This window comes from Sphingobium sp. Ant17, assembly GCF_000588875.1.
GTDB lineage: Bacteria > Pseudomonadota > Alphaproteobacteria > Sphingomonadales > Sphingomonadaceae > Sphingobium.
The window spans coordinates 1-3,693 of record NZ_JEMV01000136.1 but is presented as its reverse complement, the minus strand read 5'-3'; the positions used below and the strand labels follow the sequence as shown (position 1 = coordinate 3,693).

The following is a 3,693-nucleotide window of genomic DNA, read 5'->3' as shown; positions in this document are numbered from 1 at the left end:
CGCGCGGCGAGCGCCGCGCGGTGCTGGCGGCGTTGCGGGCGATGCTGCGCAGTGGGGCGGCCGATACGCTGGCGCATGGCCTGCCCGATCGGCCGGGCGACCGGCTGGTCCATCATCTGCGGGTCGAGGAGGGATTGGTCGCGGCCGATGTCGAATGGCTGTCCGACGGGCATGAGCGGGAAAGTGCGTCGCGCGATTATCTGACCGGGGTGCGATCGCGACAGGCGGCGCTGGCCTGGCTGGAGCAGCGGCAGGGTTTGCCGACACGGTGCTGCTGCTGTCGATCAGCCAGTTCGAGCGGATGAACGCCGCCTATGGCCAGGTGGTGGGCGACGCGCTGCTGGGGCGGATCGCGCGGCGGATCGAGCGGCTGGTCGATGATGTCGCGCCCGGCGCGATGGTGGCGCGGATTGCGGGGACCGAATTTCTGGTCGGGTTGACCGGCGAGGCGGCGGGTGGCGATCGGGCGACCTTCCTGGCGCGGCAGTTGATCGGCGCGATCGGGCGGCCGTTCAGCGCGGGCGATCACCTCATCCGCCTGATCGCGCGCTGCGGCATCGCCCAGGCGCGGCAGGATGATGATGCGACGCTGATGCTGCGCCGGGCGGGGACGGCGCTGGCCGATGCGCGGCAGGCAGGCGGCGAGGGCATCCGCATCCTGTCGGCCGACAAGCAGAGCCGCCAGGTGGATGCCGACCGGCTGGAGACCGACCTGCGGCTGGCGCTGGACCGGGGCGAGATCGGCATCGTGTTCCAGCCGCAATATCCGGTTCATTCGGCGCAGATCAGCGGGGTCGAGGCGCTGGCCCGGTGGAACCACCCCCATTATGGGCCGCTGGGCGCGGCCATGCTGTTCGCGACCGCCGAGCGATCCGACTATATGCTGCCCTTGTCGGCGCATATTCAGGCGGAGGCGTTGCGGCAGGCGGCGGCGTGGCCACGGGCGCTGGCGGCGCTGCGGCTGTCGATCAACGTGACGGCGGCGGACATCGCCCAGCCCAGTTTCATGAGCGAGCTGTTGCGGATGGTCGATAGCAGCGGCTTCCCGCGATCGCGGTTGACGGTGGAGATTACCGAGAGCGGGCTGATCGAGGATATCGGCGCGGCGTCGGCGCTGTTGCGGGCGTTGCGGGCCGAGGGGCTGGCGGTGGCGATCGACGATTTCGGGACGGGCTATTCGAGCCTGGCCTATTTGAAGAACCTGCCGCTCGATTATCTGAAGATCGACAGCGGGCTGGCGCAGGATATTGCCGGGACGGCGCGCGATCGCATCATCGTGCGCGGGGTCATTCATATGGCCAAATCGCTGGGGTTGAAGGTCATCGCCGAAGGGGTGGAGACCGAGCAGCAGCTCGACCTGCTGGCGCGCGAGGGGTGCGACTATTATCAGGGCTTTTTGCGGTCGGCGGGGATTTCGTCGGCCGATCTGGTGAGCCTGTTTTTGAGCTGACACGCAAAAGGGCGCGGGGGTTGGCCCCGCGCCCTTTTTTTGCCTGTGGGGCTGATCGCTTAGAGCGCGGCTTTCAGGGCGTCGACCAGGTCGGTCTTTTCCCAGGGGAAGAAGTCGCCTTCGGGGGTGCGGCCGAAATGGCCGTAGGCGGCGGTCTTCTGGTAGATGGGCTTGTTGAGGCCCAAATGCGTGCGGATGCCCTTGGGCGTCAGGCGCACCAGCGTCGGCAGCACAGCTTCGATCGCCGAAGCTTCGACGGTGCCGGTGCCGTGCAGATCGACATAGAGCGAGAGCGGTTCGGCAACGCCGATGGCGTAGCTGAGCTGGATCGTGCAGCGGCGGGCGAGGCCGGCGGCGACGATGTTCTTGGCGAGGTAGCGGGTGATATAGGCCGCCGAGCGATCGACCTTCGTGGGGTCTTTGCCCGAAAACGCGCCGCCGCCATGGGGCGATGCGCCGCCATAGGTGTCGACGATGATCTTGCGGCCGGTCAGGCCCGCGTCGCCGTCGGGACCGCCGATTTCGAACAGGCCGGTCGGGTTGACATAGATGCTGGCGTCATCGGGCATCCAGCCGTCGGGCAGGATTTCGGTCATCACGCCTTTGACATAGGCGCGCAGCTTGGCGCGGCTGTCGTCATTGTCCATGCCCTGGGCATGCTGGGTCGAGACGACCAGCGCGGTGGCGCGAACCGGCTTTTCATCGATATATTCGAGCGTCACCTGGCTCTTGGCGTCGGGCTCCAGGAAATCGACCACCTTGTTGTGGCGATCATGGGCGAGGCGTTCGAGGATCTTGTGGCTGTAATAGAGGGTGGCGGGCATGAGGTCGGGGGTTTCGTCCGACGCATAGCCGAACATGATGCCCTGATCGCCGGCGCCTTCATCCTTGTTGCCGCTTTCATCGACGCCCTGCGCGATGTGGGCGGACTGGCCGTGGAGGTTGTTTTCGAAGCGGAAGGTTTCCCAATGGAAGCCGTCCTGCTCATAACCGATGCGCTTGACCGTTTCGCGGACGGTTGCTTCAATCTCTTCCTGCGCGCCCGGTGCCCAGGCACCATCCTCATAGACGCCCTTGCAGCGGATTTCGCCGGCGAGGACGACGAGTTGGGTCGTGGTCAGCGTTTCGCAGGCGATGCGGGCTTCGGGGTCTTTCGACAGGAAGAGATCGACGATGGCGTCGGAAATCTGGTCGGCGACCTTGTCGGGATGGCCTTCGGACACGGATTCCGAGGTGAAGAGAAATTGATTGCGCATGGGACTCCCATAGAATGCTGGGGCGGTAAACGACATAAAGAATAGTTTATGTGGCTATTAGCTTTTGCTGGGGCGGATGGCAATGGCGAGGGCAAAGAGCGCCAGCATAAGGGCGAAGGGTGCCCAGTTGCCGACGCTGGCGAAGAGCGTGGGCGGGAGCGCAGGGGGCAGGCCGGAATCGAGGAAACCGGCGCGGTTGAGGCCAAGGGCATGGACGACCCGGCCACGGGCGTCGATGATCGCCGAGACGCCGGTGGGGGTCGAGCGGATGATCGGCAGCCCTTCCTCCAGCGCGCGGAGGCGGGCTTGCGCCAGATGCTGGACCGGCCCCCAGGGGCCGAACCAGGCGTCGTTGGAGGGATTGAAGAGGAAGGCGGGGCGGTTGGCGCGATCGACCACTTGCCCCGAAAAGACGATCTCGTAGCAGATCTGCACGCCCATATTGAGGGTGGGGCGGCCGGTGGCGGCGGCGAGCGTCAGGCTTTGGGGGCCGGGGCCGGGCCAGAAGTCGGCGTCGCCGGGGACGAGGCGGGAGAGGCCGATCGGTTCGAGGACGGAGCGCAGCGGCAGATATTCGCCGAAGGGGACGAGATGCGCCTTGCTGTAGCGGGCGGCGATGGTTGCCTGGGGCGTGACGATCCAGACGCTGTTATTGGCGCCCGCCAGTTTGTTGACGAGGATGCCGTCCTGCTCGACCGGCTTGAAATAGACTTTGTCGGCGCCGGTCAGCAGCAGGTCTTCGGGGCCGAGCAGGGCGGCGAGGCGGGCGCGCCAGTCGGGCTCCATGTCGAGATAGGCGGGGATGGCGGCTTCGGGCCAGAAGATGAGGCGCGGGGCGGGACGCGGCTCTCCCGTGAGGGCGGCGAGCTTGCGGAAATTGGCAAATTCGCGCTCGACCGAATATTTCTCGTCCTGGCCGATATTGGCTGAACGACGCGGATGCGGGGTGCGCCGGGCGGGGTGGCGGGCGCAGGCGCGAGCCAGCCC

The 3,693-nt window shown here is 66.6% G+C and carries 1 protein-coding gene and 2 pseudogenes; 1 reads left to right on the top strand and 2 read right to left on the bottom strand.

Annotation, left to right across the window (positions count from 1 at the left end):
* Window positions 1–1,450, top strand: a pseudogene (locus BF95_RS24630) (putative bifunctional diguanylate cyclase/phosphodiesterase); the annotation flags it as partial.
* Window positions 1,451–1,509: 59 nt separating this feature from the next.
* Here the strand turns inward: BF95_RS24630 and metK are convergent.
* A complete protein-coding gene (gene metK, locus BF95_RS24625) occupies window positions 1,510–2,706 on the bottom strand; it encodes a methionine adenosyltransferase (RefSeq protein ID WP_043155427.1) in 1,197 nt (398 codons plus the stop codon).
* Between the two features lie 57 nt (window positions 2,707–2,763).
* Window positions 2,764–3,693, bottom strand: a pseudogene (gene lnt / locus BF95_RS24620) (apolipoprotein N-acyltransferase); the annotation flags it as partial.